We start from the raw sequence: 24,633 nt of genomic DNA on the forward strand, positions 1-24,633 counted from the left end.
CCTCAAAAGGAGAGGCCCAGAATCTCGCAGCATCCGCGAAGATCCGGGCCTCGCTCCGGTCGGGCTGACAGGATTTGAACCTGCGACCCCTTGACCCCCAGTCAAGTGCGCTACCAAGCTGCGCCACAGCCCGCGAGCCCCGAGGGACCCAGAGCCCCGGAGGACCCTCGCCCGCGTCCGACCGGACCGCGAGCGACCGGTCCAGCATAGCGGACGTCAGCGCCCGTCCGTGCCACGGCGAGTCGGCCGCACCACCTCCCGCCGCGCCGCCAACCACGGCAACCCCAGCCCCGCGAGCAACCCGCCGGCCCCGTCCGCCGCGAGGTCCCCGATCGTGTCGTCGTACCCGACGTAGATCGCCGAGTCGACGAAGTTGTGGCCGAGCCACTCCCCCATCTCCCACGCCGCCCCGATCGCAAGTCCCGCACACAGCGCGAGGACCGCGACGACGACCCGGCGCTCGGAGTGCGGCGCCGGCACGGCACGGAGGTCGGCACCGAAGACGTACAGCACCGCCGCGAGCAGCCCGGTGAGCACCACGTGCACGAACTTGTCCCAGAGGAACACCGTCGTGTACCACTCGAGCACGCTCGACCACCCCGCGACGAGCACGAGCAGGCACACCAGCACGTCGAACGCCGGCCGCAGTCCGAGCATCCGCGGCACGACCACCCCGAGGAGGCACAGCGCCATCACGGCGAACGAGGTCCCGCCCCAGCCGATCACGGCGACGACGAGGCTGACGACCGTCAGCGCCCGCACGACGTCGGCGGCGAGGAACCGGGGCCGCAAGAACGTCGGCCCGAACGTCGCGATCACGACGCCACCCGCAGCACAGCGTGCACGGCGGCGTGGTCGGACGGCCACACCCCGCCCGGCCGCCGGTCCGACACCGCGACGCGTCCGACGGACCAGTCCGTGGTCGCGAGGACCCCGTCGATGCGCCGGCCGTCGGGACGCGGATCCCGGTAGTGCGGGTACGTCCCGAGCGGGCCGTTCACCTGTCGGGAGGCGCGGCTCCAGCTGTCGACGACGCCCGCCTCCGCCAGGGCTCGCCAGGGCGCGGAGCCGGCGGGACTGTTCCAGTCCGCCATGACGACGGCGGGCAGGGCGCGCTCCCGGACGATCCGCCCGAGGAGCTCGGCGGACCGCACCCGAGCCCACGGCGACAGGACGTCGAGGTGGGTGGCGAGGGCGGTGAACCGGGCCCCCGTCGCACGGTCCGCGACGACGGCGCCGACGACGTGCCGGGGGAACGCGGTCGCCCACGACCGGGAACCCGGCCGGTGCGGTGTCCGGGACAGCGCCCACGACCGCCGCTCGATGACGTCGAGGCGTTCCCGGTCGAGGAAGAGCCCCACCTGTTCCCCACCACCGTGCGCTCCGCGACCGACGACCACGGGCTCCCACCGCGACCCGAGGGCCGCGGTGAGGTCCGTGGACTGGGCGGGCAGCGCCTCCTGGACGGCGAGGACGGTGGGCCCTTCGGAAGTGACGAGCGCGACCACGGCGCCGCGGCGGAGCTCCCACGAATCGGAGTGTCCGGCGGGGCGCGGGACGCGTCGGCGGACGTTGAGGGTCATGCAGTGCACGTCGGGCGGCTGCACCGCACCGATGAGCGGTCGGTCGTGGTCGCGCATGCCTCCCTTCTACGAGACGACACCCGTCGGATTCCCAGGGACCGCTCCGCGTGGCTCGTAGGGTGGCCCGATGCGTTCCGGCCCCACCTCCCGTGTCCTCCTCGCACTCGCGGCCACCGGACTGCTGCTCGGCGCCGCCGGGTGCACCGGTGGAGGGTCCGGATCCGCGCGGGCCACGCTGGCGGACTCCTCGGCCGACACCGTGTCCGCGGTCACGCAGGACGACCCCGCTGCGCGCTCGATCGCCGCGAGCCGAGCGTTGTTCGCCAGCGCTCCCGGCGCGGTCGTCGCGCCCGCGGACGACGCCGCTGCGGTGCGGACCGCGGCGAGCGCCGGCGAGGCGGCGCACGTGCCGGTGCTCCTGACCGTCGCCGGCAAGGACGGCGGCGCTGCGGTCGCCCGCGAACTCCGGCGCCTCGGCGCCGACTGGTACCAGGCCGAGGGAGGCGTCTCGGTCGACACCGGCGTCCCGGAGCGGGACGCGCCGGACGGAGGCGGCGCGCCGGAGCCGAGCCGCGCCTCCAGACCGGCGACCGTCGTGGTGGCGGACGCGGGTGCCGATGCCGCCCCTGTCGCCACCGCGGGGGCCGCGGGCGCACGCGTCGTGACGATGCGGGACGGCGTGACCGACCCGGCGGCCGCACCGGACGTGGTGACGGCGCTGCACCAGCGCGCCGGGCACCCGACGGTGCTCGTCGGGGCTGCGTTCCGCTCGCTCGGCGACCCGGGCTGGGTGGTCCGGGCGGCGCAGGACGGGTGGCAGCTGCCGGACGGCGGGCAGCGACCGTTCGACGGGCACCGGTACGTCGCGCTGTACGGGGCGCCGGGTGCACCCGCGCTCGGGGCCCTCGGCGAGCAGGACCCGACCGCGACGGTCGCACGCGCGCGCTCGCTCGCCGCGTCGTACCGGGGGTTGGGCGACGAGCCGGTCACGCCGGCGTTGGAGGTCATCGCGACCGTCGCCGCCGGTGGCCCGGGCGCGGACGGCGACTACTCCTCGGAGCTGCCGGTGTCCACGCTCGAGCCGTACGTCGACGCGGCGCACGACGCCGGGATGCCCGTCATCCTCGACCTCCAGCCGGGGCGTGCGGACTTCCTCTCCCAGGCGAAGCGGTACGAGTCGCTGCTGGCGGAGCCCGGGGTGTGGCTCGCGCTCGACCCGGAGTGGCGGCTCGGGCACGACCAGGTGCCGCTCGAGCAGATCGGCAGCGTGCGGGCGTCCGAGGTGAACGAGGTGTCGTCGTGGCTGGCGTCCCTCGTGCGGAAGGACGGGCTGCCGCCGAAGGCGCTCGTGCTGCACCAGTTCCGGCTGTCGATGATCCAGGACCGGGCGTCGCTCGAGTCGCACCCGGAGCTCGACGTCCTCATCCACGTCGACGGGCAGGGGTCGCAGCCGGACAAGCAGGCGACGTGGAAGGCGCTGCACGCGGGCGCTCCGGCCGGGGTGCACTGGGGGTGGAAGAACTTCATCGACGAGGACACTCCGATGCTGACGCCGCAGCAGACCATGTCCGAGGTGGCGCCGACGCCGTCGCTCATCACGTACCAGTAGGTTCTCCACAGACTGGAGGCGCGACCCGCGTTTCGTCGGTTGCTCCTGACAGCATGGGGGCATGGAAACCACCGCCCCGCCTTCTGCGGACATCGCAGCCGAAGCGCAGCAGGCGCTCGCTGCGCTCACGGGCCGCGCTGACGCGGTCTTCCACCCCGGCCAGCTCGAGGCGATCTCCGCCCTCGTCGAACACCGGCAGCGTGCCCTGGTCGTGCAGCGCACCGGGTGGGGCAAGTCGGCCGTGTACTTCCTCGCGACCCTGCTGCTGCGCCGGCGTGGGGGCGGACCCACGGTGCTCGTCTCCCCGCTGCTGGCCCTCATGCGGGACCAGGTCGCCGCGGCTGCCCGGGCCGGCGTCCGCGCGGTGTCGATCAACTCCGCGAACGCGCACGAGTGGGGCGAGACCCAGGCGGCGCTCGCCCGGGACGAGGTCGACGTCCTCCTCGTCTCCCCCGAACGGCTCAACAACCCGAAGTTCCGGGACGAACAACTCCCGACGCTCATCGCGCGGATGGGGATGCTCGTCGTCGACGAAGCGCACTGCATCTCGGACTGGGGCCACGACTTCCGGCCGGACTACCGGCGTCTCGCCGAACTCATCCGCTCGCTCCCCCACGGGGTCCCGGTGCTCGCCACCACCGCCACCGCGAACGAGCGCGTGGTGGAGGACGTCGCCGAGCAGCTGACCGCCGGCCCCGACGCCCCGGTGTTCACGATCCGCGGGTCCCTGGCACGGGCATCGCTCCGACTCGGGGTGCTGTCGCTCCCCGACGCCCGCCAACGGCTCGGGTGGCTGCTCGCCCACCTCGGCGACCTCCCCGGCAGCGGCATCATCTACACGCTCACCGTCTCCGGGGCCGAGGACATCGCCCGGCTCCTGCGCAAGAACGGGTACGCCGTCCGGGCGTACACCGGCCGTACCGACACCGAGGAACGCGAACAGCTCGAACAGCAGCTCAAGGGCAACGAGCTGAAGGCCCTCGTCGCCACCAGTGCGCTCGGCATGGGCTTCGACAAGCCTGACCTCGGGTTCGTCGTGCACGTCGGCGCGCCGTCCTCCCCCGTCGCGTACTACCAGCAGATCGGCCGCGCCGGCCGTGCCACGGACAACGCCGACGTGCTCCTGCTGCCCGGACGGGAAGACCAGGAGATCTGGCAGTACTTCGCCAGCGCGTCGATGCCGACCGAGACCCGGGCCGCCGCCGTCCTCAACGCACTGTCCCGCGACTCCGCGATGTCGACCGTGGCGCTCGAGGGGCTCGTCGACATCAAGCGGTCCACGCTCGAACTCCTGCTCAAGGTGCTCGACGTCGACGGCGCCGTGCAGCGCGTCACCGGCGGGTGGGTCGCGACCGGGCAGCCGTGGGAGTACGACGCGCCCCGCTACGAACGCGTCGCCGCCGCCCGCACCGCCGAAGCGTCCTCGATGCTCGCGTACGAGTCGACGTCGGCGTGCCGGATGCAGCTCCTCCAGCAGGACCTCGACGACCCGTCCGCGGAACCCTGCGGCCGGTGCGACAACTGCGCCGGCGTCTGGTACCCGACGTCCGTCTCCGCGTCGGACACCTCCGGGGCCGCGGCAGCGCTCGACAAGGTCGGCGTCGAGATCGCCCCGCGCGCGCAGTGGCCGTCCGGCATGTCCGCGCTCGGCGTCCCCGTCCGCGGCAAGATCGGGCCGGACGAGCTCGTGCAGCCAGGCCGCGCGGTCGCCCGCCTGACCGACCTCGGCTGGGGTGGGCCGCTCCGCGCGCTGTTCGCGTCCTCGACGCCCGACGCGCCGGTCTCCCGCGAGCTCGTCGACGGCTGCGTCCGCGCGCTCAAGGACTGGCCGTGGGAGACCAGGCCGACCGGGGTCGTGGCGATGTCGTCGCGTTCCCGTCCCGAGCTCGTGGGGTCGCTCGCGCAGGCGTTGTCCTCGATCGGGCGGCTGCAGTTCCTCGGGACGCTCGGGCGGAACGGTGGGACGCCACGTGGGGACGGGGCGACGAACAGCGCCTACCGGCTGTCGGGGGTGTGGGACACCTTCGTGGTCGATCCCGCGCTGGCTGCCGCGATGCAGGCGCACGAGGGGCCGGTGTTGCTCGTGGACGACCTGGTGGACAGCCGGTGGACGATGACGGTGGCGGGCCGGGAACTCCGTCGGGCCGGGGCGTCGGCAGTCTTGCCGTTCGCACTGGCGACCGTGGCCTGAGTCTGGTCGCCTGACGGCCCGGAGGCGCGGTGCCAGCCCGCACCGCGCCTCCAGGCCGACGTCCCGCCGTCTACGCGGCCGTACCGATCGCGTCGAGCTCGGCCACCGCGTCCGCCGGCAGGGCGAAGCCCGCCGACGCGACGTTGTCGCGCAGGTGCGCGACCGACGACGTGCCCGGGATGAGCAGCATGTTCGGCGAGCGCTGCAGCAGCCACGACAGCGCGATCGTCAGGCGGGACACCCCGAGCCGCTCCGCGACCGCGTCGAGCGCGCCGGACTGCAGGGGCGAGAAGCCGCCGAGCGGGAAGTACGGCACGTACGCGATGCCCTGCGCCGCCGTGAGGTCGACGAGCGCGTCGTCCTCGCGCCGCGCGACGTTGTACATGTTCTGCACGCACACGACCGGCGCGATCGTCTGCGCCTCGGCGAGCTGCTCGGCGCTGACGGTGGACAGGCCGAGGTGTCGGATGAGGCCCTGCTGCTGGAGTTCGGCGAGCGCCTCGAACTGCGGCGCGAGGCTGCCCGGCTCCGGGGCGTCGAACCCGCCGACGCGCAGGTTCACCACGTCGAGCTGCTCGACGCCGAGGTGCCGGAGGTTGTCGTGCACCTGCTCGACGAGCTCGTGCGGTTCGCGGGCGTGCGGCCACCCGCCCTCGGCGTCGCGACGGGCACCGACCTTCGTGACGATGCGGAGGTCCGCCGGGTAGGGGTGGAGTGCCTCGCGGATGATCTCGTTCGTGACGTGCGGGCCGTAGAAGTCGGCCGTGTCGATGTGCGTGATGCCGAGTTCGACCACGGTGCGGAGGACGCGGATCGCCTCGTCGCGGTCGGTGGGCGGTCCGAAGACGCCGGGGCCGGCGAGCTGCATGGCGCCGTACCCGACGCGGGTGAGTTCGAGGTCGTCGGCGAGACGGAAGGTGCCGCCGGGAAGGGTCGTGTCGGTCATGACCACCACGATGCTCCGGCTCCCCCGTGCACGGCAGCACCCCCTCGACCCTGGGACCACGGGGACCAGGATCGGGCGTGGTCCGGTCCGTAGCATCGAGGGGTGAGCGACAACACCCTCGGTGCGTACCTGCGGGCACGGCGCGAGCTCGTGCGCCCCGAGGACGCCGGGCTCCGCGTGACCGGTGTCCGGCGGACGCCCGGTCTCCGGCGGGAGGAGGTCGCGACGCTCGCCGGCATCAGTGCCGACTACTACCTCCGGCTCGAACAGGGCCGTGACCGGAACCCGTCGGCGCAGGTGCTCGACGCGATCGCTCGCGTGCTGGGCCTGGACGCGACGGCGACGGCGTACCTGCACGGGCTCGCCGGGACCACCGCCGGTGCCACGCGGAGTCCGTCCGGGCCCCGGACGCGTCGGGCACGCCGCCCCGAGCGGGTCCCGACCGGCACCCTGCAGCTCCTCGAGGTCGTCGGGCTGCCGGCGTTCGTCGAGAACCGGGCCTTCGACGTCCTGGCCGCGAACCCCCTCGCGACCGCGCTGGCCCCCGGGATGCGCGCCGGCGAGAACCGGCTCCGGACGATGTTCCTCAGCCGCACCGACCAGGAGCGCTTCCCCGACTGGGAGGACCAGATGGGCGGCATGGTCGCCGCCTTCCGGTCGTCCATCGGCACGGACGTCGACGACCCGGCGATCACGACGCTCGTCGGGGAACTGTCGCTCGGCAGCGAGGACTTCCGCCGGCTCTGGGCACGCCACGACGTCCGGCCGCTCGCCGGTGGTGCGGTGCGGATGTGGCACCCGGAGGTCGGCGAGCTCGAGCTCCGGCGCGAGAAGCTCGCGATCGGCGGCACCGACGGGCAGCTCCTCGTGCTGCACCACGCGGAACCGGGGTCGTCCTCGGCCCGGGCGCTGGCCCTCCTCGGCAGCCTCGCTGCGACGACGGCCCGCGCGGTCCCCTAGCGTCGGGCGGGCTTCGGGAACGTCGCCCGCATGTGGTCCGACGTGAGCACGTCACCGATGCCGATCATAAGCAGCGAGAACACGATCTGCTCGATCACCATCCAGAACGGGTAGAGCCCGGGGATCGCGGCGATCACGAGCGTCACGACCGGGAAGATCCGGCTGAACAACCGTAGCCGCTGGTACGCCCAGTAGTACCCGAGCTGCGCCCGCCACGCGAACACGTACAACGTCAGGGTGATGAGCAGCACCACGGTCGCCCGGAACCACACCGCCCACGGAACTGTCTGCCCGGCGTGGGTCAGCAGCACGGCGACGACGATCGCGGTGAGCCCGACGACCGTCTCGGCGACGAGCAACCAGCGGATCCAGCGGAACGAGCGCACGGTGTCCGGGTGTTCGAGCATGTCCTCGCGGATGACGTACCCGGCCTGGCGACCACCGGCCAACCGGTCGAGCCGGAGGCGGCACCACAGGCGGTCGGCGAGGGCAGGGAGAGGCACGAGTCCATGGTGCCGCATCCGACGGGGCGGGCGTGCACCGCGCCTCCTGGCAGGTCAGTCCGTCGGGATGAGCGAGGCTCCGCCCAGCAGCTCGCCGGTGTCGGCGTCGAACAGGATCAGCGAACGGACCTCGGGCGGCAGCACGTGCGGGTTGGCGAGGACGAGGGACTGCGACGGGGTGTCCGCGGGGATGTCCCCGACGACGACGGGTGAGCCATCGTCGGCCCAGAAGCCCCGCTTCGCGCCGATCACGGGCTTCGAGGACAGGACCACGCGCAGGGTGCGCGGCGGTGTGCCGATCGTCGCCACCGCGAGGTCGTCGAACGTGATGACCAGGCCGATGTCGGGGATGTCGTCGATGCGGACCGTGCCGGCGGCGTACCGGTTGATCGGGAGCAGCGTGCCGGTGACGGGTGGGACGCGCTGCCACCACGGAGCGATCGGGGACACGTCAGTGTCCGCCTGCGACCCGGAGTCCGGCTCGGGGACGGGCGCGCCGAGGGTGTTCGACGGCGTCGCGAGTCCACCGCCGACGACGCCCTGCCCGGCGACGGCAGCGGAGGTCGACGTCGCCACGGGTCGCGCGGCCTCGGTCCGGCGCTCGGTCTGCAGCGTCGTCCAGGCCACCACCAACGCGACGACGGCGAGCACTCCGACGGCCGCGTACAGCCATCGACGTCTCGCCGTCGTTATGTCCGATCCCCCGATCGTCCTCAGCGCTTGCGGCGCTCGCGCACGCGCATGTTGACGTTGATCGGAGTGCCCGCGAAGCCCCAGACCTCCCGGAGACGACGGGTGATGAACCGGCGGTACTGCGGGTCCAGGAAGCCCGTCGTGAAGAGCACGAACGTCGGCGGCTGGCTCGACGCCTGCGTCCCGAACAGGATGCGGGGCTGCTTGCCGCCGCGGACCGGGTGCGGGTGCTCCTGCACGAGTTCGGCGATGAAGGCGTTGACCTTGCCGGTCGGGATGCGGGTGTCCCACGACTCGAGCGCGGTCTCGAGCGCCGGAACGAGCTTCTCGAGGTGGCGACCGGTACGCGCGGACATGTTCACCCGGGGCGCCCACGCCACGTGCGCGAGGTCCTGCTCGATCTCACGCTCGAGGTAGCGGCGGCGGTCGTCGTCGAGGAGGTCCCACTTGTTGTAGGCGAGGACCAGGGCGCGACCGGACTCGAGGACGAGGTCGATGATGCGGAGGTCCTGCACGGAGATCGGCTCGGTGACGTCGAGGACGACGACGGCGACCTCGGCCTTCTCGAGCGCGGCGGTCGTGCGGAGGGACGCGTAGAAGTCGGCGCCCTGCTGCAGGTGCACGCGCTTCCGGATGCCGGCGGTGTCGACGAAGCGCCAGACCTTGCCGCCGAGCTCGATCTGCTCGTCGACCGGGTCACGCGTGGTGCCGGCGAGGTCGTTCACGACGACGCGCTCTTCACCGGCGGCCTTGTTGAGCAGCGAGCTCTTGCCGACGTTCGGGCGGCCGAGGATCGCGACCCGGCGAGGGCCGCCGATCTCCTGTTTCGCGACGGCGGAGGTGTCCGGGAGCGTCTTGATGATGAGGTCGAGCAGGTCGGCGACACCACGGCCGTGGAGTGCGGAGACCGGGTGGGGCTCCCCCAGGCCGAGGTTCCAGAGCTCGTACGCGTCGAGGTCGCGGCGGTCGTCGTCGGCCTTGTTCGCGACGACGATGACCGGACGGTCCGTGCCGCGGAGCATCTTGACGACGTGCTCGTCGGTGGCGGTGATGCCGACCGTGACGTCGACGACGAAGAGGACGGCGTCGGCGAGGTCGATCGCGACCTCGGCTTGGGCGGCGACCGAGGCGTTGATGCCCTGCGCGTCCGGCTCCCACCCGCCGGTGTCGACGAGCGTGAAGCGCTTGTCGTTCCAGTCCGCCTTGTACGAGACGCGGTCACGGGTGACGCCCGGGGTGTCCTGCACGACGGCTTCGCGGCGACCGAGGATGCGGTTCACGAGCTGCGACTTGCCGACGTTCGGGCGACCGACGATCGCGAGCACCGGGTACGCCGGCAGGTACGCGATGCCGTCTTCACCGAGCTGCCCGGCTTCGAGGAGCGCGACGTCCTCTTCGTCGAGCTCGTAGTCATCGAGGCCGACGCGGAGCGCGTTCGCACGCTGCTCGGCTTCGGACTCGTCGAGCCCGGCGAGCCGGTCGCCGAGGGCGTCGTCGTACTCGGGGAAGTCGTCGTGGTCTGGGTTGTCCAGCTGCGCCATGTGGGTGTCCTTGCCAGCGGCCGTTCGGCCGCGTGTTGTCAGTGCGGCCGCGCGTGGCCGGTGTTCTTCGGTGCCTGTTCCGTCAGTGCGTGGCCGCGCGGGCCAGGTCGACGACCGCCTGCACGGTCTGGTCGAAGTCGAGGTCGGTGGAGTCGAGCGTCGTGACGCCGTCGGCGGCGTTCATGAAGTCGACGACCTTCGCGTCCGCCGCGTCGCGTCGAGCGAGTGCGGCGGAGGTCTCGGCGGCCGACTGGGTCGTGACCTCAGCCGAGCGTCGGGCCATTCTAACGGACTCGTCGGCCGTCAGGAGGATCCGGACCTCGGCGTCGGGTGCCACGACCGTCGTGATGTCGCGCCCCTCGGTGATGATCCCCTGCGCGTCGGCCTTGCGCATGACCTGCCGGAAGAGCTGCACGAGCCGCTGCCGGACCTCGGGCAGCTTCGCGATGTGGGCGACCGCGCCGGTGACCTCGGGCGTGCGGATCGCGTCGGTGACGTCGGTGCCGTTCACCCGGACGAAGTACGCGTCGGGGTCGGTGCCGATCTCGTAGTCGAAGGTGTCCCAGCTCGCCAGGACCGCTGCCGCGTCGTCGAGGTCGACGTGTTCCTGCAGCGCGTGCCACGCGAGCGCCCGGTACGCAGCACCGGTGTCCTGGTAGCCGAAGCCGAGCGCCCGAGCCGCAGCGCGGGAGACACTCGACTTGCCGCTGCCCGCGGGACCGTCGACCGCGATGACGAACTTCGCCACGAATGCCCCGGCCGGCAGTCCGGCGGGGAGCGGGTCGCGCGTGGAGCCGGGTTCGCCGCCGCCCTGGCCGTCGAGTCCACCCGCGAGGTCGCCGCCGGTCCCGCCAGCACCGCCGATCGGGCCGGGCTGGCCGACGGGGGTGGGCAGCCCGGTGTCGGGGCCGTCCGGGCCGCCGGTGACCCCGGAGTCGTCCGCCGTGGCGTTCGTGTCGTGGTTCAGGCCCATGCTGCTGCGATCCTCCATCCGCGCCCCTCGAGTTCTTCGACGAGTCGCTGTTCCTGCTCGGGTAGGACCGACACCTCGACGATGCCGATCTGCGCGCCCGGTGAGTGTTCGAGGCGCATGTCCTCGAGGTTGATGCCGATCTCCCCGATGAACGTGAGGAGGGCGGCGATCTGGCCCGGGGTGTCGTCGACGAGGACGACCACCTGGGCGAACTGCTTCGTGGTGCCGTGCTTGCCCGGCAGCCGTTCGACGCCGCGGTTCCCCGCGGCGATCGTCTCGGCGAGGGTGCGCGGCGAACCGGCCGCCGTCGGGTCGTCGAGCGCCGTCAGCACGCGGTCGAGGTCGTCGCGGAGGTCCGCCAGCACCGGCCGGATGCGTGCGGCGTTCGCGCCGATGATCTGCACCCACAGGCCCGGGTCGCTCGCGGCGATGCGGGTGACGTCGCGGACCCCGCCGCCGGCGAGGCCCAGGGAGCCGTCGGGCGCGTCCCGCAACCGCGACGCCATCAGCGTGGACACGAGCTGCGGCGCGTGCGAGACGTACGCGACCGCGAGGTCGTGCGACTCCGGTTCCATCGGGACCACGGTCGCGCCGACGTCGAGCGCGAGGTCTTCGACGATCGCGGCCTGCTGGTAGGTGATGTCGTCGTGCCCGGCGATCACCCACGGCTGGCCGATGAAGAGGTCGGCGCGGGCAGCGGTCGGACCGCTGCGTTCCCGCCCGGCCATCGGGTGCGAGCCGATGTAGCGGGAGACGTCCGCGCCGGCGGCCCGGAGGCTCGCCAGCGGCCCGGACTTCACGCTGGCCACGTCCGTCACGACGGCGTCCGGCCAGGCCGCGAGTTCGCGCGCCACGACCGTCGCCACCACGTCCGGCGGGACCGCCACGACGACGAGTTCCGGCGCGTCGCCGTCGGCCGGACGACGCCCGGCCCCGTAGTCCACGGCGAGCGCCAGCGCGGCGGGCGACACGTCGTCGAGGACGACGTCGACACCCTTCTCGCGCAGCGCCAGTCCGATCGAGGCCCCGAGGAGCCCGGCGCCGACGATGCGCACGGGTCCCCGCAGCCGCCGGTCGATCTCCGGGGCGGTGTGCGGGGTGGTGGCGTCGGTCACCCGGCAAGCCTACCGATCGTCAGTCGGCGGACTCCTCGTCGTCCGCGGCCTGTGGAGAACCCTTCGCATCACGGGCGATGCGCAGCAGGCTGCCCAGCTCGACCGTCGAGAGCTCGCGCATCTTGCCGATCGGGAGCGCCCCGAGCTGCAGCGGTCCGAACGAACGGCGGACGAGCTCGAGCACCGGGTGGTCGACCTCGTCGAGCATGCGGCGGACGATGCGGTTCCGGCCCGAGTGCAGGGTGATCTCGACGAGCGACTCCCCCCGCGACGACTCGAGCAACCGCACCTTGTCCGCGGCGATCGGGCCGTCCTCGAGCTCCACGCCGTCGAGCAGGCGCTGCACCGTTGCCGGGTTCACGTTGCCGCGCACCTTCGCGATGTACGTCTTGGTGACACCGAACGACGGGTGCGACAGCACGTGCGCGAGGTCGCCGTCGTTCGTCAGCACGATCAACCCGGAGGTCTCGGTGTCGAGCCGGCCCACGTTGAACAGGCGTTCCTCGTACCGGTCGACGAACTCGGACAGGTCGCGGCGTCCCCGCTCGTCCTGCAGGCTCGAGACGATGCCGGTCGGCTTGTTGAGGAGCACGTAGCGGCGCGAACTGTCGATCTGCACCGGGACACCGTCGACGGCGATCTCGTCGGTCTCCGGGTCCACCCGGCGCCCGAGCGCGTCGACGACCTCGCCGTTGACCGTCACGCGGCCCTCGACGATGAGGTTCTCCGCCACTCGGCGGGATGCCACGCCCGCAGCGGCGATCACCTTCTGCAGACGCTCACCCTCTGCCTGGAGGCTCGGCGCGGCCCCGGCGGTCCCGGTTCCGTCCGCCGCGTCCCAGTCCGGGATGATCGGTCGCTCGGGCGTGCCCTCCAGCGGCTGACCCTGCTGGTCGCGGGCACCTTCCGGCTGCGGGGTCGTGCGGCGGTCCGTGCCCCGGGGTCCGGTGTGGCGGTTGCGGTCGCTGTTCCGCGCGGTCGTGGTGCCGCCGACGTAGCGTCGGCCGTTGTGCCAGACGCTGCTGGGACGGCCGTCCGGGGAGCGGCGGTCCTCGCGGGCCGGGTCGCGTCGGTCGTCGCGGCGGTCGTCCCGGCGGTCGTCTCGGCGTCCGGCGCCTCGGTCGTCCCGTCGTCCGGCGCCTCGCTCGTCGCGGCCGCGGTGCCCACCGGCGGCGCGGTCGTCCTCGCGGCGGACGAACCCGCCGCGGTCGCCGCCCCGACGGTCGTCGTCACGGCTCACGAACCGGCCGCGGTCCCCGCCCGAGCGGTCGTCGCGGCCGCGGTACCCACCACCGGTCGAGCCACCGGCGGACCGATCGTCGCGGCCGCGGTACCCACCACCAGCACCACCGGATCGGTCGTCCCGCCCGCGGTAGCCACCACCGGCGCCACCCGCGGACCGATCGTCCCGGCCCCGGTACCCGCCACGGTCGTCGCCGCCGCGGTACCCGCCGCCGGTACCACCGCTGGACCGATCGTCCCGCCCGCGGTACCCGCCGCCGGTGCCCCCGCCCGAGCGGTCGTCACGCCCGCGGTAGCCACCTCGGTCGTCGCCGCCGCGGTACCCGCCGCCGGTGCCACCGCCGGACCGGTCATCCCGCCCGCGGTACCCGCCACGATCCTCGCCGCCGCGGTACCCGCCGCCGGAGCCACCGGACGAGCGGTCGTCACGGCCGCGGTACCCGCCACGGTCCTCGCCGCCGCGGTAGGCACCACCAGCGCCACCGCCGGAACGGTCGTCCCGGCCGCGGTACGCGCCGCCGGTCCCACTGGATGAGCGGTCATTGCGCCCGCGGTAGCCGCCACCGGCGCCACCACCGGACCGGTCGTCGCGGCCGCGGTACCCGCCAGCGCCAGCGCCACCGCCGGACCGGTCGTCCCGCCCGCGGTACCCACCGCGATCGTCGCGACCCGCGCCCTCGGACCGGCCACCCGCGCGGCCGGAGCCGGCGTTGCGATCGCGTGACGCGCCTCCAGGCCGTCCTCCGCGGTCGCCGGAACCGCCTCGTGGGCCGCCTCGTCGTTCTTCCTCATACGCGGCCATCGGGGATCCCTTCGTTCTGCTCGAAGCCGTCGGCACCGTCGTCCAGGAGGGGCGAGATGAGCGGCAGCTCGTCGAGCGAGTTGATGCCGAGCTGCTGCAGGAGCAGGTCGGACGTGACGTAGTTGATGGCGCCGGTCTCGGCGTCGGTGAACGACTCCTCGATGAGCCCGCGCGCGACCAGGGTGCGGACGACCCCGTCGACGTTCACGGCGCGGATCGAGGCGATCTGCGAGCGGGTGATCGGCTGCTTGTACGCGACGACCGCGAGGGTCTCGAGCGCGGCCTGGGACAGCCTCGACGGGCGCTCGGACTCGACGAACTGCTCGACGACGGCGTCGAGGTCCTGACGGACGTAGAAGCGCCAGCCGCCGCCGACCTCGCGGAGTTCGAACCCGCGCCGGACGGTCCCGTCGACGCCGTCGAAGTCGGCAACGAGCCGCTCGACGGCCTGTCGCACGGCGGGCACGGGCGCACCGACGGCCGCGCCGAGCGACACGAGCGACTGCGGTTCGTCGGCGATCATGAGGATGGCCTCGAGCTGCCGGTCGATCGGCACCGACGGGGCCGACGACCGGGCGTGCTCGTGGATCTCGTGCTCGATCGCGCGTGCGTCGGCCATCTCGTCCGCACCGCCGGGTTCGGCGCTGGAGACGTCGTGCGCGTCATCCGTCATAGTCGGCTCCCAGGTTGGCGAGGCTCTCGTCGGACCAGTCCTCGGCGGTCCAGCGGAGCGTCAGCTCCCCGAGCGGTTCGAGCTGTTCGAACGAGATGGACGCGTTCCGGTACAGCTCCAGGATCGCCAGGAAGCGAGCCACCACGATACCCGTCTCCGCGACACCGGCGACCAGCTCCCGGAAGGAGACGTCCTCGTCGGCGCGCGTCCGGAGGATCGAGACCACGATGGCGGCCTGCTCGCGGATGCTGACGAGGGGCGCGTGCAGGTGGTCGAGTCCGACGGTGGGGAGCTCCCGCGGCGCGAACGCCAGGGTCGCGAGCGCGGCGAAGTCCTGCACGGACAGGGTCCAGACGAGCTCGGGCGTCCGGGCACGGAACCGCTCCTCGAGCCGGACGCTCCGGACGTGCCGGCGGGACTCGGTCAGCCAGCGGGAGCCGAACCAGTCTGCGGCCTGCTTGAACGCGCGGTACTGCAGGAGTCGGGCGAAGAGGAGGTCTCGGGCTTCGAGGAGGGCGACGTCCTCGGCGTCGACGAGCTCGCCCTGCGGCAGGAGCCCGGCGATCTTGAGGTCGAGCAGGGTGGCCGCGACGACGAGGAACTCGCTGGCTTCGTCGAGTTCGTCCTCGGACTCGGCCATCCGCACGTACTCGATGAACTCGCCGGTCACCGCGCCGAGCGACACCTCGGTGATGTCGAGCTCGTGCTTGGTGATGAGCGACAGGAGCAAGTCGAACGGCCCGTCGAAGTTCCGCAGGCGCACCCGGAAGCCGGGCGCGGTCTGCGTGCCCGCGGGCGCGGGCGCGTCGGCTGGCTGCTGCGCGACGGCGGCGTCGTCGTCAGGCGACGGCGCCACGCTCGACGAGCTCCCTGGCGAGCTGCCGGTACGCGTGCGCGGCGGCGTGGTCCGGAGCGGTCTGGGTGATCGGCCGGGCGGAGACGGTGGCGTCCGGGAACTTCACGGTCCGCCCGATGACGGTGTCGAGCACGCGGTCGTCGAAGGTGTCGACGACCCGCTCCATGACCTCGCGCGAGTGCAGCGTCCGCGAGTCGTACATCGTCGCGAGGATGCCGTCGAGCTGCAGCGCCGGGTTGAGCCGGTCCCGCACCTTGTCGATCGTCTCGATGAGCAGGGCGACCCCGCGCAGCGCGAAGAACTCGCACTCGAGCGGGATGAGGACGCCGTGCGCCGCGGTGAGGGCGTTCACGGTGAGGAGCCCGAGCGACGGCTGGCAGTCCACGAGGATGACGTCGTAGTCGTTCGCGACCTTCCGCAGGACGCTCGCGAGGATCTGTTCCCGAGCCACCTCGTTCACCAGGTGCACCTCGGCCGCGGACAGGTCGATGTTCGCTGGGATGACGTCGAGGTACGGCGTGTTCGTCGGCTGGATGACCTGGTTCGGGTCCTTGATCGACCCCATCAGCAGGTCGTAGACGGTGTGGATGTCGTGCGTGCGCACTCCGAGCCCGGCAGACAGGGCGCCCTGCGGGTCGAAGTCGACCGCGAGGACCTTCCGCCCGTACTCCGCGAGCGCCGCCCCCAGGTTGATCGCCGTCGTGGTCTTGCCGACGCCGCCCTTCTGGTTGCAGAGCGCGATGATGCGAGCCGGCCCGTGGCCGTCGAGTTCCTCGGGGACCGCGAACTGCCGGACGGGACGTCCGGTCGGACCGACGGCGGTCTCGCCGGTTCCGGGGGTGGTCGTCGGGTTCGTGCTCACCCGGCCATCGTACCGGCGACCGGCCGCCGGGCCGGGCCGCACCGCCGTGGGCGGTGACCCGCAGCTTCGCTCGCGGCGGGGCGGACGCGGGTCGTGGGCCCAGGTCGTCCGTCGCGTCGCGTCGCGTCCGCAGGACGCGGGTCGGACTGGAGGCGCGACTCACGCCGGGCGGAGCGCCACCCGCATGCTGTCCACGCGTTCCGCGATGACGGCGTCCGCCGTCCAGCGCTGCTGGAGCCGGCCGACGAGGGCCTTGACCTGCTCCTGGTCGAGGCCGGGGTGCAGCGCGAGCCCCACCGTCAGCTCGGCACCGGCGAACCGTCCGAGCGGGTCCCCCGGCGCGAGCTCGACCCGAGCCACCGCACGCTCCCCCGCGACGGAGTCGGCGAAGGCCTGGGCGACCTCCGGGTCCTCGAAGCAGGGCACCCACGGCAGGTCCTGCCCGATCGCCCACACGGCCGGGCGGCGGAGCACGAACTCGGTCGGTGCGGTCGGGTCGAGCACGACGAGCTGGGTCTCCTCGCTCGCGGCGGCCATCGCGACCCGGCGTGACTCGACGGGCACGGGCCGGGCGTCGGCGTCCCACGAGCGCATCGCCTCGACCGAGGTGAACGCCGGCATGACGCTCCGCCCGTCCGGGCCGGCGACCGTCACGATCGAGAGTTCCTGCGTCTTGTCGACGAGCTTGCCGTCGTCGGTGTGGCCGACGTCCCCGGCCTCGGCGACGAGCGGGATGAGCAGCCGCGCGGTGCGGAGGGCCTCGACGACCGCCCGCTGCGAGCCGCCGTCGGCCAGCGCCGTGATCGCGGCGACGACAGCCGGGTCGGCGAGGCCGTCGTCATCGTCGAACGTGGTGTCGTGCTGCTCGAAGGTGCGGCCGGCCCAGGAGAAGCCCGCGGAGTCGGCAGCGCCGCCCGGGGTGTGCGCGTCGTCGGGGTGCCCCTCACCGCCGGGTGCGTCGGGTCCGGTACCGCGACCGTTCGAGATGCCCGCCACCCGGCTACTCCGACGCGATGTCGAGCGCGGCCGGCAGCGTGAAGGCGCCGGAGTACAGGGCCTTGCCGATGATCGCGCCCTCGAGGCCGTGCGGCACGAGCTCGCGGAGCGCCCGCAGGTCGTCGAGCGTCGAGATCCCGCCCGACGCGACGACGGGCTGGTCGGTGCGGTCGCAGACCTCGCGGAGCAGCTCGACGTTCGGGCCCTGCAGCGTGCCGTCCTTCGTCACGTCGGTCACGACGTAGCGGGCGCAGCCGGCGGCTTCGAGGCGGTCGAGGACCTCCCACAGGTCGCCGCCGTCCTTCGTCCAGCCCCGCGCGGAGAGCGTCGTCCCGCGCACGTCGAGCCCGACGGCGATCTGGTCGCCGTACTGCCGGATGACGTGGGCGGCCCACTCCGGGTTCTCGAGCGCGGCGGTGCCGAGGTTGACCCGCGCGGCGCCGGTGGCGAGGGCGGCCTCGAGCGAGGCGTCGTCGCGGATACCGCCGGAGAGCTCGACGGCGACGCCCTCGACCTCACGGATGGCGTGCGCGATGACCTTGCGGTTGTCGCCCCGGCCGAACGCGGCGTCGAGGTCGACGAGGTGGATCCACTCCGCGCCCTGGTCGCGCCACGTGCGGGCGGCGGCGACCGGGTCGCCGTAGGAGGTCTCGCTCCCCGCCTCGCCCTGGGTGAGGCGCACCGCTTGGCCGTCGACGACGTCGACGGCGGGCAGCAGGACGAGGGGCGGGGTGGCGATGAGGTCGGTCATGGTCCTGTTCTTCGTGGTGGTGGGGCTGCGCGGGTCGAGCTCGTCGGGCTCGTCCCGCTCGTCAGAGCGAGTCGACCCAGTTGCGGAGCAGCCGGATGCCCGGCTCCCCCGACTTCTCCGGGTGGAACTGGGTGGCGGTGAGCGGGCCGTTCTCGACCGCGGCGATGAACTTCTGCCCGTGCTCGGCCCAGGTCAGGCGCGGCGCGCGGAACGGCCCGTACGCCTCGAGCGGGAAGTCAGTGACGCCGTAGGAGTGCACGAAGTAGAAGCGTTCGTCGTGGAGGCCGTCGAACAGCACCGAGTCCGCCGGCGCCTCGACCGTGTTCCAGCCCATGTGCGGCAGGACCTCGGCGTCGATCTGCTCGACGGTCCCCGGCCACTGCCCGAGCCCCTCGACGTCCGCGCCGCGTTCGACCCCTCGGGAGAACAGCACCTGCATGCCGACGCAGATGCCCAGCACCGGACGGCCGCCGGCGAGGCGGTGGTCGACGATCTCGCCGCCCTGCACGCTCTCGAGCTGGTCGATGACCGCCGCGAACGCACCCACACCGGGCACGAGCAGCCCGTCCGCCTTGAGCGCCGCCTGCTTGTCCGAGGTCAGCGTGACATCGGCCCCCGCGCGCTCCAGCGCCTTCGCCGCGGAGTGCACGTTGCCGGACCCGTAGTCGAGGACGACGACGTTCGGCTTCGCTCCGCCACTCACAGTGCGCCCTTCGTCGATGGGATGCCGTCGACACGGGCGTCGAGCTCGACGGCCTTCCGCATCGCACGCGCGAACGCCTTGAACTCTGCCTCGGCGATGTGGTGCGGGTCACGGCCCTCGAGCACACGGACGTGCACCGTGATGCCGGCGTTGAACGTGATCGCCTCGAACACGTGCCGGACCATCGAGCCCGTGAAGTGCCCGCCGATGCGGTGGAACTCGAAGCCGGCAGGCTCCCCCGAGTGCACGAGGAACGGGCGGCCGGAGACGTCCACGACCGCCTGCGCCAGCGCTTCGTCGAGCGGGACGAGGGCGTCGCCGTAGCGGCCGATGCCGGACCGGTCGCCGAGGGCCTGCTTGATCGCCTGGCCCAGCACGATCCCGGTGTCCTCGACCGTGTGGTGCACGTCGATGTGGGTGTCCCCCGTGGACCGCACCCGGAGGTCGATCAGCGAGTGCTTGCTGAACGCCGTCAGCATGTGGTCGAAGAACGGCACGCTCGTCGAGATGTCGGAGGTCCCGGTGCCGTCGAGGTCGAGCTCGAGTTCGATGCTCGACTCGCTCGTGCTCCGGCTGATCGAAGCGGTGCGCGCGGTCATGCTCCAACCCTAACCGGCGGCTGGTCGGCGGCGACCCGGCGCATGGCGTCGAGGAAGGCCGTGGTCTCCTCGGCGGTGCCGGCGCTCACACGGAGGTGGTTCGGGATGCCGAGGTCACGGACGATGACGTCCTGTTCGAGCAGCGCTTCGAACGCGGCGTGGGGGTCGGCGACGCCGCCGAACAGGACGAAGTTCGACCAGGTCTCGTACGTCCGGTAGCCCATCGCCCCCAGCTCCGTGACCATCCGGTCGCGCTGGAGCTTGATGTCGTCGACCATCGCGAGCATCTCCGGGGCGTGCCGGAGGGCCGCGACCGCTGCCGCCTGGGTCAACGCGGAGAGGTGGTACGGGAGGCGGACGAGCCGGACCGCGTCGATGACCGCCGGGTGGGCGGCCATGTAGCCGACACGGGCACCGGCGAAGGCGAACGCCTTGCTCATCGTGCGGGAGACGACGAGGCGTTCCCGACCGGGCAGCAGGGAGATGGCGCTCGGGACGTCGGCCGGCATGAACTCGGCGTAGGCCTCGTCGACCATCACGATGCCGTTCGTCGCGGCGTAGGCGGCTTCGATGGTCTCGATCTCGAGCGGGGTGCCGGTGGGATTGTTCGGTCCGCAGAGGAACACGATGTCCGGCTGGTGTTCCTCGATCGCACGCACGACCGTCTCGGGCGAGATGCGGTACTCGTCGTCGCGCTGGGCCGGGATCCACCGGGTGCCGGTGCCCGCGGCGAGGATCGAGTGCATCGAGTAGGTGGGTGGGAAGCCGAGCACCGAGCGACCAGGACCGCCGAAGGCCTGGAGGAGCTGCTGCAACACCTCGTTCGACCCGTTCGCCGCCCAGATCTGCTCGGGCGCGAGGTCGTGCTGCAGGTAGTCGGCCAGCGACTGCCGGAGCTCGGTGAACTCCCGGTCCGGGTAGCGGTTCACGGTCGTCAGCGCCTGGCGGATCGAGGCGACGATGTCTTCCGCGACGTCGTCGGGCACGGGATGCGTGTTCTCGTTGACGTTGAGCTGCACGCGGACGTGCTTCTGCGGGGCGCCGTAGGGGCTCTGACCGCGGAGGTCGTCTCGGATCGGGAGGTCTTCGAGCGTGAATGCCACCGATCCATCGTAGGCCGCGGCCCCGTGCGGAGACCGGCCGTCCGGACGGTGCGCACCCCGCCACCGGGGGTCGGCGATTCCGCCGTGCCCGGTCGCCCTACCTGTCGCCCTGACTACTTGGCGTCGGCGTACTTGGCTGGGATCGCGATCTGCTGGCCGGCCTGGAGCCCCGACCCGTCGAGCGCGTTGAGGCTGATGACGTCCTGCACGAAGTCGCGCGGGTCGGCGTTCGGCGCGGTCTCTTCCGCCAGCTGCCAGAGCGTCTCGCCCGGCTGGATGGTGACGGTGTCGAAGTGCACGTTCGCCGTGGTGTTGCCGGCGGACGCCTGTCCACCGTTCAGCACCGCGAAGGCGACGATCAGGAGCAGCGGGATCGCGGCGAGCGTCGTGAGGACGATCCGGCCGCGGCGCGTGAGGCGCAGGCGCGTACGCACGGCGGGCGCCGCGGAGCGCTGGATGTCAGCGATGGCGATGGTGCTCATGTCGTTCTTGCCTTCCCGTTCGGTGGGCCGAAGCCCTGTACCGAACATACTTTCGAACCGGAGGTCGCACAAGTCCTGTGCAGAGGTTTTCGTGGAGTTTTCTGCCGACACGCTCGAACAGGTGTTTGTCCGGCCACAGCTGGTCGGATACTGTTTCGATCGACTGGGACAAGTCAAGCGGGGACCACCGACATTCCCGCGGACTCGATCTCGGCACCGACGAAGGGCGAGACGACGTGGCGGACGAACTGCGGAGCCAGAAGCCGCTGACGGCGAAGCAGCAGGCGATCCTCGACGCGATCCGTGCGTCGATCGCCAGCCGGGGCTACCCGCCGAGCATGCGCGAGATCGGCGACGCCGCCGGCCTCTCGTCACTCTCGAGCGTCTCCCACCAGCTCGGGCAGCTCGAGCTCGGCGGCTGGATCCGCCGTGACCCCAACCGCCCCCGGGCGCTCGAGGTCCTCGTGGACGAACCGACGCCGGACGTCGACGGCCCCGACGTCGACGCAACCACCCTCGTCCCGCTCGTCGGCCGGATCGCCGCCGGTGTGCCGATCACGGCGGAGCAGCACGTCGACGAGATCGTGCCGCTCCCCCGTCAGCTCGTCGGGACGGGTGATCTCTTCATGCTCAAGGTCGTGGGCGAGTCGATGATCGACGCCGCGATCTGCGACGGCGACTGGGTGGTCGTCCGGTCGCAGCAGACCGCCGAGAACGGGGACGTCGTCGCCGCCATGCTCGACGAGGAAGCGACCGTCAAGGTCTTCCGGCAGCGCGACGGCCACACGTGGCTGCTGCCGCGGAACACCGCGTTCGAGCCGATCCTCGGCGACGCCGCGACGGTGCTCGGCAAGGTCGTGGCGGTGCTCCGCTCCCTCTGACCCTGCGTCACGACGAACCACGGGACCGACGTCGAACCTGCCTCTGGGGCTGGTTCGACGTCGGTTTCCTGGTTCGAGCCGGGGCCGAGCCGGCGGGGCGGAACTGCGCCGCGCCTCCAGTCAGGACGCGACGGGCGCGACCACGAACGGATCGAGCTCCGCGACCTGACGCTGGAACACCCGCACCTGCAGGCGTGTGCCGTCCTGCACGTAGTCGACCGTCTCGACCGCGCCGGCGTCGTGCAGCGACGACACCAGGTCGCCCCGGTCGTACGGGATCACCACGGTGAGGTCCACGTCGGGCTCGGGCAGCCGGGACTCGATCGCGGCCAGGAGCTCGGGGATGCCCTCGCCCGTCCGCGCGGAGACGAACACGGCGTCCGGGACGAGCCCGACGAGCACGAGCCGCTGCGACTCGTCGATGAGGTCCGCCTTGTTGAAGGCGACGACCTCGGGCACCTCGCGCGCGCCGACGTCGCCGATCACGTCGCGGACCGTCGCGAGCTGTGCAGCGGGGTCCGGGTGCGACGCGTCCACCACGTGCACGATGACGTCGGACTCGCCGACCTCCTCGAGGGTGGAGCGGAACGCCTCGACCAGCTGGTGCGGCAGGTTGCGCACGAAGCCGACGGTGTCGACGAACGTGAACTCGCGACCCTTGCTCGTCTCGGTCCGACGGACCGTCGCGTCGAGGGTGGCGAACAGCTGGTTCTGCACGAGCACGCCCGCGCTCGTCACGCGGTTCAGCAGGGACGACTTGCCGGCGTTCGTGTACCCGGCGATCGCGACGCTCGGCACGTCGTTGCGGTGCCGGTCGGCGCGCTTGGCCTCACGCGCAGGGCGGAACCCGGCGATCTGACGGCGCAGCTTGGACATCCGGGTGTGGATGCGGCGGCGGTCGAGCTCGATCTTCGTCTCACCGGGACCACGGGAACCCATGCCCGCACCGCCGGAGACCTGACCACCGGCCTGCCGGGACATCGACTCACCCCAACCACGCAGTCGCGGCAGGAGGTACTCGAGCTGGGCGAGCTCGACCTGGGCCTTGCCCTCGCGGCTCTTGGCGTGCTGGCTGAAGATGTCGAGGATGACGGCCGTGCGGTCGATCACCTTGACCTTGACGACGTCCTCGAGTGCACGGCGCTGGGACGGCGCGAGCTCGGTGTCCGCGATGACCGTGTCGGCGCCGGTGGCCTTGACGACCATCGCGAGCTCCTCGGCCTTGCCCTTGCCGAGGTAGGTCGACGGGTCGGGGTTCGGTCGGCGCTGCAGCAGTCCGTCGAGGACCACCGCACCGGCGGTCTCGGCGAGGGCGGCGAGTTCGCGAAGGGAGTTCTCCGCCTCGGACGCATCGCCCTGGGGGTACACGCCGATGAGGACGACCTGCTCGAGCCGGAGCTGCCGGTACTCGACCTCGGTGACGTCCTCGAGTTCGGTCGAGAGGCCGGCGACGCGGCGGAGTGCCGCCCGATCCTCGCGGTCGTACTGCTCGCCGTCGCCGGCCCAGCCCTGTTCGCCGACCGAACGGGTCTGGATGGCCTGCGCCGGAGCGAACACCGCCGACGTCGCCCGGGTGGCTGCGTTGGGCAGCACGCGCTCGACGACACCGTCGGCGCTGTCGTTGGTGGTGGTTGTGAGGTCCTGCTCGTGGGATTCCGTCATGCTGTCCACAGGGTACCTCCGCCACGCCGGGGACACACGGGGTTGCCGGTACGGTTCATCCATGGCGAACGAGCACTACTTCTCCTCGAGTCCGTCGTCGGAGACCCGGGAACGCCAGATCCACGTCACCCTCGCCGGTCGGCCGCTCACGCTGACCACCGCCGCCGGGGTCTTCAGCCCGGACGGCCTCGACCGCGGGACCCGCGTACTGCTCGGCTCCGTCCCGCCGCCCGCACCCGACGGCGCCCTGCTGGACATCGGGTGCGGATGGGGTCCGATCGCGATCACGATGGCCCTCCACTCCCCCGGAGCCCAGGTCTGGGGCGTCGACGTGAACGAGCGGGTCCTCGGCCTGGCACGGGTGAACGCCGCGACCGCCGGCACCGAGAACGTCACCGTGGCCCTGCCCGACGAGGTCCCGGGCGACCTGCGCTTCCGGACGATCTGGTCGAACCCGCCGATCCGGGTCGGCAAGGACGAGCTGCACCAGATCCTCCGCACGTGGCTGCCGCGGCTCGAGGTCGGCGGCGATGCCTGGCTGGTGGTGTCGAAGGACCTCGGGGGCGACTCGCTGCAGCGGTGGCTGCGGGACGAGCTCGCCGACGGGTTCCACGTGTCCCGGGCGACGACGGACAAGGGGTTCCGGGTGCTGCGGGTCCACCGCGTCGCGGCGTAGCGCGGGGCCGCGCCGCGCGGCAACCGAGCCGCCGGCCGAGCCGCCAGCGTCCGGGTTGAACCACGTTCCCGACGTCGAACCGCGCGACGCGCCTGGTTCGACGTCGTTTCCGTGGTTCGACGCCCCGGCGCGAGCGCCCGCGGCACCGCCGCCGCGCCCCACGCCCCGGCGCACGCGACCGCGGCACCGCCGCCGCGCCCGACGCCCCGGCGCACGCGCCCCGCGCGCGAC

At 72.6% G+C, this 24,633-nt stretch carries 25 protein-coding genes and 1 tRNA gene; 6 read left to right on the forward strand and 20 right to left on the reverse strand.

What is annotated here, in order from left to right:
- Positions 1-59: 59 nt before the first annotated feature.
- The 3 genes from FS825_RS17955 to FS825_RS17965 all read right to left on the reverse strand — a co-directional run bounded on the left by FS825_RS17955 (position 60) and on the right by FS825_RS17965 (position 1,640).
- Positions 60-133: transfer RNA gene (locus FS825_RS17955), tRNA-Pro, on the reverse strand.
- 83 nt (positions 134-216) lie between these two features.
- Positions 217-819: a DUF2238 domain-containing protein gene (locus FS825_RS17960; RefSeq protein WP_144715720.1), complete on the reverse strand. Its 603-nt coding sequence runs from the start codon at positions 817-819 to the stop codon at positions 217-219.
- Positions 816-1,640 carry an endonuclease/exonuclease/phosphatase family protein gene (locus tag FS825_RS17965; RefSeq protein WP_144715722.1) on the reverse strand — a complete coding sequence of 275 codons (825 nt, stop codon included), beginning with the start codon at positions 1,638-1,640 and terminating at the stop codon, positions 816-818. Before FS825_RS17965 ends, FS825_RS17960 begins: the two co-directional genes overlap by 4 nt.
- Before the next feature lie 70 nt (positions 1,641-1,710).
- On the opposite strand from FS825_RS17965, the gene FS825_RS17970 reads away from it, so the two are divergent.
- The gene (locus tag FS825_RS17970; RefSeq protein WP_144715724.1) at positions 1,711-3,192 is read left to right on the forward strand and encodes a hypothetical protein; all 1,482 of its coding nucleotides are present in this window, start codon (positions 1,711-1,713) and stop codon (positions 3,190-3,192) included.
- Positions 3,193-3,253: 61 nt separating this feature from the next.
- A complete protein-coding gene (locus tag FS825_RS17975; RefSeq protein WP_222126966.1) occupies positions 3,254-5,383 on the forward strand; it encodes a RecQ family ATP-dependent DNA helicase in 2,130 nt (709 codons plus the stop codon).
- Between the two features lie 70 nt (positions 5,384-5,453).
- Here the strand turns inward: FS825_RS17975 and FS825_RS17980 are convergent, their stop codons facing one another.
- Positions 5,454-6,329, reverse strand: a complete 876-nt coding sequence (locus tag FS825_RS17980) for an oxidoreductase (RefSeq protein WP_144715726.1) — start codon at positions 6,327-6,329, stop codon at positions 5,454-5,456.
- A gap of 102 nt (positions 6,330-6,431) precedes the next feature.
- Here FS825_RS17980 and FS825_RS17985 point away from each other — a divergent pair, with 102 nt between their 5' ends.
- Entirely contained in the window at positions 6,432-7,289 is an 858-nt protein-coding gene (locus FS825_RS17985) for a helix-turn-helix domain-containing protein (RefSeq protein ID WP_144715728.1), read from the forward strand.
- Here the strand turns inward: FS825_RS17985 and FS825_RS17990 are convergent.
- The 6 genes from FS825_RS17990 to FS825_RS18015 form a co-directional block, all read right to left on the reverse strand.
- Positions 7,286-7,792, reverse strand: a complete 507-nt coding sequence (locus FS825_RS17990) for a hypothetical protein (protein WP_260981310.1) — start codon at positions 7,790-7,792, stop codon at positions 7,286-7,288. The two genes, FS825_RS17985 and FS825_RS17990, sit on opposite strands and share 4 nt — an antisense overlap.
- A gap of 54 nt (positions 7,793-7,846) precedes the next feature.
- A complete protein-coding gene (locus FS825_RS17995) occupies positions 7,847-8,443 on the reverse strand; it encodes a hypothetical protein (protein WP_144715732.1) in 597 nt (198 codons plus the stop codon).
- 62 nt (positions 8,444-8,505) lie between these two features.
- On the reverse strand, positions 8,506-10,026 hold the full coding sequence (gene der / locus FS825_RS18000) for a ribosome biogenesis GTPase Der (RefSeq protein ID WP_144715734.1): 1,521 nt from the start codon (positions 10,024-10,026) through the stop codon (positions 8,506-8,508).
- 82 nt (positions 10,027-10,108) lie between these two features.
- Positions 10,109-10,774, reverse strand: a complete 666-nt coding sequence (gene cmk, locus FS825_RS18005) for a (d)CMP kinase (RefSeq protein ID WP_222126967.1) — start codon at positions 10,772-10,774, stop codon at positions 10,109-10,111.
- Between the two features lie 215 nt (positions 10,775-10,989).
- Positions 10,990-12,114, reverse strand: coding sequence for a prephenate dehydrogenase (locus tag FS825_RS18010; protein WP_144715738.1), 1,125 nt, complete (start codon positions 12,112-12,114; stop codon positions 10,990-10,992).
- A gap of 19 nt (positions 12,115-12,133) precedes the next feature.
- A complete protein-coding gene (locus FS825_RS18015) occupies positions 12,134-12,889 on the reverse strand; it encodes a pseudouridine synthase (RefSeq protein ID WP_260981312.1) in 756 nt (251 codons plus the stop codon).
- Positions 12,890-13,123: 234 nt separating this feature from the next.
- On the opposite strand from FS825_RS18015, the gene FS825_RS18020 reads away from it, so the two are divergent.
- The gene (locus FS825_RS18020) at positions 13,124-13,891 is read left to right on the forward strand and encodes a hypothetical protein (protein ID WP_186377325.1); all 768 of its coding nucleotides are present in this window, start codon (positions 13,124-13,126) and stop codon (positions 13,889-13,891) included.
- 253 nt (positions 13,892-14,144) lie between these two features.
- Here FS825_RS18020 and scpB read toward each other — a convergent pair whose 3' ends face one another.
- The 9 genes from scpB to FS825_RS18065 all read right to left on the reverse strand — a co-directional run bounded on the left by scpB (position 14,145) and on the right by FS825_RS18065 (position 21,183).
- Positions 14,145-14,831: an SMC-Scp complex subunit ScpB gene (gene scpB, locus FS825_RS18025; RefSeq protein ID WP_260981311.1), complete on the reverse strand. Its 687-nt coding sequence runs from the start codon at positions 14,829-14,831 to the stop codon at positions 14,145-14,147.
- Entirely contained in the window at positions 14,821-15,687 is an 867-nt protein-coding gene (locus tag FS825_RS18030; protein WP_144715742.1) for a segregation and condensation protein A, read from the reverse strand. Before FS825_RS18030 ends, scpB begins: the two co-directional genes overlap by 11 nt.
- Positions 15,671-16,549, reverse strand: a complete 879-nt coding sequence (locus FS825_RS18035) for a ParA family protein (protein ID WP_144715744.1) — start codon at positions 16,547-16,549, stop codon at positions 15,671-15,673. Before FS825_RS18035 ends, FS825_RS18030 begins: the two co-directional genes overlap by 17 nt.
- A 159-nt stretch (positions 16,550-16,708) precedes the next feature.
- Positions 16,709-17,545, reverse strand: a complete 837-nt coding sequence (locus tag FS825_RS18040) for an SseB family protein (protein WP_144715746.1) — start codon at positions 17,543-17,545, stop codon at positions 16,709-16,711.
- 4 nt (positions 17,546-17,549) lie between these two features.
- Positions 17,550-18,296 (reverse strand): bifunctional 1-(5-phosphoribosyl)-5-((5-phosphoribosylamino)methylideneamino)imidazole-4-carboxamide isomerase/phosphoribosylanthranilate isomerase PriA, encoded by a 747-nt coding sequence (gene priA / locus FS825_RS18045; protein WP_144715748.1) that lies wholly within the window; start codon positions 18,294-18,296, stop codon positions 17,550-17,552.
- A gap of 61 nt (positions 18,297-18,357) precedes the next feature.
- The gene (gene hisH / locus FS825_RS18050; protein WP_144715750.1) at positions 18,358-18,999 is read right to left on the reverse strand and encodes an imidazole glycerol phosphate synthase subunit HisH; all 642 of its coding nucleotides are present in this window, start codon (positions 18,997-18,999) and stop codon (positions 18,358-18,360) included.
- Positions 18,996-19,598: an imidazoleglycerol-phosphate dehydratase HisB gene (hisB, locus tag FS825_RS18055; protein WP_144715752.1), complete on the reverse strand. Its 603-nt coding sequence runs from the start codon at positions 19,596-19,598 to the stop codon at positions 18,996-18,998. Before hisB ends, hisH begins: the two co-directional genes overlap by 4 nt.
- Positions 19,595-20,701, reverse strand: a complete 1,107-nt coding sequence (locus tag FS825_RS18060) for a histidinol-phosphate transaminase (protein WP_144715754.1) — start codon at positions 20,699-20,701, stop codon at positions 19,595-19,597. The genes hisB and FS825_RS18060 overlap by 4 nt, the downstream gene beginning before the upstream one ends.
- Before the next feature lie 113 nt (positions 20,702-20,814).
- On the reverse strand, positions 20,815-21,183 hold the full coding sequence (locus tag FS825_RS18065; protein ID WP_144715756.1) for a LysM peptidoglycan-binding domain-containing protein: 369 nt from the start codon (positions 21,181-21,183) through the stop codon (positions 20,815-20,817).
- 236 nt (positions 21,184-21,419) lie between these two features.
- Here FS825_RS18065 and lexA point away from each other — a divergent pair, with 236 nt between their 5' ends.
- Entirely contained in the window at positions 21,420-22,064 is a 645-nt protein-coding gene (gene lexA / locus FS825_RS18070) for a transcriptional repressor LexA (protein ID WP_144715758.1), read from the forward strand.
- Positions 22,065-22,184: 120 nt separating this feature from the next.
- On the opposite strand, the gene hflX is transcribed toward lexA, so the two are convergent.
- On the reverse strand, positions 22,185-23,726 hold the full coding sequence (hflX, locus tag FS825_RS18075) for a GTPase HflX (RefSeq protein ID WP_144715760.1): 1,542 nt from the start codon (positions 23,724-23,726) through the stop codon (positions 22,185-22,187).
- A 61-nt stretch (positions 23,727-23,787) separates the two neighbouring features.
- Between hflX and FS825_RS18080 the strand changes: the two genes are divergently transcribed.
- Positions 23,788-24,402 (forward strand): class I SAM-dependent methyltransferase, encoded by a 615-nt coding sequence (locus FS825_RS18080; protein ID WP_144715762.1) that lies wholly within the window; start codon positions 23,788-23,790, stop codon positions 24,400-24,402.
- Positions 24,403-24,633: the final 231 nt, after the last annotated feature.

Origin of the sequence: Curtobacterium pusillum, assembly GCF_007680845.1 — a bacterium.
GTDB lineage: Bacteria > Actinomycetota > Actinomycetes > Actinomycetales > Microbacteriaceae > Curtobacterium > Curtobacterium pusillum_B.